The sequence below is a fragment of the Marinimicrobium alkaliphilum genome (assembly GCF_003259155.1).
In the GTDB taxonomy this organism is placed as follows: Bacteria; Pseudomonadota; Gammaproteobacteria; order Pseudomonadales; family Cellvibrionaceae; genus Marinimicrobium_A; species Marinimicrobium_A alkaliphilum.
Map to the genome: position 1 here is coordinate 1 of NZ_QGMQ01000021.1, position 1856 is coordinate 1856.

3 protein-coding genes are annotated in these 1856 nt (G+C 51.1%); 1 reads left to right on the top strand and 2 read right to left on the bottom strand.

Annotated features, from left to right (window positions below):
• Positions 1-42 precede the first annotated feature (42 nt).
• The gene (locus DKW72_RS16205; RefSeq protein ID WP_232522445.1) at positions 43-189 is read left to right on the top strand and encodes a class II glutamine amidotransferase; all 147 of its coding nucleotides are present in this window, start codon (positions 43-45) and stop codon (positions 187-189) included.
• Between the two features lie 195 nt (positions 190-384).
• On the opposite strand, the gene DKW72_RS16210 is transcribed toward DKW72_RS16205, so the two are convergent.
• Together DKW72_RS16210 and DKW72_RS16215 are read right to left on the bottom strand one after the other, a co-directional pair.
• Positions 385-666, bottom strand: coding sequence for a hypothetical protein (locus DKW72_RS16210; RefSeq protein WP_111643427.1), 282 nt, complete (start codon positions 664-666; stop codon positions 385-387).
• Between the two features lie 11 nt (positions 667-677).
• A partial coding sequence (locus DKW72_RS16215) for an RHS repeat domain-containing protein (RefSeq protein WP_232522446.1) occupies positions 678-1856 on the bottom strand: 1179 nt, incomplete at its 5' end.

Below are 1856 nucleotides of genomic sequence, written 5' to 3' on the forward strand. Positions count from 1 at the left end.
CCCCGCACCCTTCGGTCCCACCCGGCTCAAAGACGCTGATGGGTGGTGGACTTCGAATCCGAAACCACACCCAACGATATTGTCACCGTGATAGCCACCGAGCCACTCACCAGCGATGAGACCTGGGATATCTATCGTCCCGGGGAGTGGCGCTTGCGGCAGAGAGGTGAGGTTGTGATGGCCGGCTGATCCTGACTAATGCGTCCCGTTAAGGCAGGGCATCCTTGGCAGTATCAGGCGGATACCATGTCGGACCAAACACGCTAGGACTCGGGCCTCCGAATCACCTGAATCTACATATAAACCCCGTTTAAAAGGGGAATCACCCACTGATTCTCAGAGAAAGTAGACCCTGTGGACAAACACAATATTGCCGCCAAATTCTCAAGTCCTTTGCTCATACTTAAATATTGAAAGCACTCCAGCCAACAAAGGAAAAAGAGCTATAAGAAACCAACCTAGTCCGCTACCTAACGATGAAACCCTGTCATCAAATATAAATTTATACGAATCGTTAATGAGAATAATTAGTGATGGAACAGCTCCAAATGCAAAACCACTAAGAAACACTTTAAGTATTGAGAATTTTTTCTTAATCGCATAATCAACTGTTGCGTCGAGACTGAAAATCACGATTATTATTACAGCCGCAGTCACCCAAGTCATAATCTTTAATCCTAGTAATTCGAAATTATATAACCCGCCGGCATAGTAATTGCTTCGCCATTTCTTGCCCAAATGAACCTAGCTCCCAAACCACCACCTCCTAATCTAGCCATTATGCCTACACCTGTTCCAACAGATCCTCCAAGAATGGCACCAGCTACCAGAGACTTTGCCGTCTGCTCTGACCCCGAGAGATAATTCATACCAGCGGAACTGGAAACACCAACTAGGGCATTTACGGTGACAGAGGAGCCCGCAACAACCCCTGTCATTGCTAGGCCAAGCCCAATCATCACCTGCTGCAAGTGCTGTTGACTGGCATTAAGCTCAGCCGCCAACCTCGCCTGTCGGTCTGTCGGCATGAACCATGTGCTTCGCTCATCAGCCAACTGCCTGTCAAATGCCCTGCCGGCGGCTCGACTTCGGCTTTGTATATACGCGGCTCTGTATCGATCAACCCTTGAGCCCGAACCAGGATCCTGTATGTCTCCCGAAGGCAACAGAAGCATCGCATTTCCTCTACAGCCTTCACATGAAGCTGTCTGCTTTCCTGTGTTCGGATTAGCGCGGACGACGATATTTCCATCTAACTCTCTGGAACCGTTACCTCGGCTATTGTCCGACGTGCCTTCTTGAGACTCAATACTAAACTCTAAGTCAGGGTCGACTTCTTCGTCTTCATTTGTCATGACTGAAGCCCTGTACTCTTCATCCTCGTCTTCTTCCTCAGCCTCTTTGACAAACCCACTCGGATCCGTCGCATTGAGTGGGTTATTCCACACATAACTGTAACGGTTCAGGCTCCGGGTAGTCCTCGGGTCCTGCACAATCGGATCAGCCTGGACGAAGCGGGCGAGCTTGGGGTCATAAACCCGACCGTTCATGTGAATCAAGCCCACTTCATCCAAATGCTCATGATCCGTGTAGCCCCGTGTGGTATCCGGCTTGAGCGCTACCCGAAAGGGTTGATCCGGTTGTGGCCAGTAAGAGCCGCTGCCAAAGACCGGCTTTCTCGGCCGGCCCCAGGGGTCATAGTAGAACTCCTGGGTCACGGCACCGGTATGGTCGGTCAATAACGAGGTACTGCCCAAGTGGTCGCGAATGACGTAGTGGGTTTCGCTGTTGATCAAACCACCGCCCGTGGTGCGCTCTTCCTTGACAATGGCCACGCCGCCGATCTGTCGGCGCCA

What these genes read in the sequence shown, in the direction of transcription:
- DKW72_RS16210 (WP_111643427.1), bottom strand. Translation starts at nt 666, where the DNA reads ATGACTTGGGTGACTGCGGCTGTAATAATAATCGTGATTTTCAGTCTC.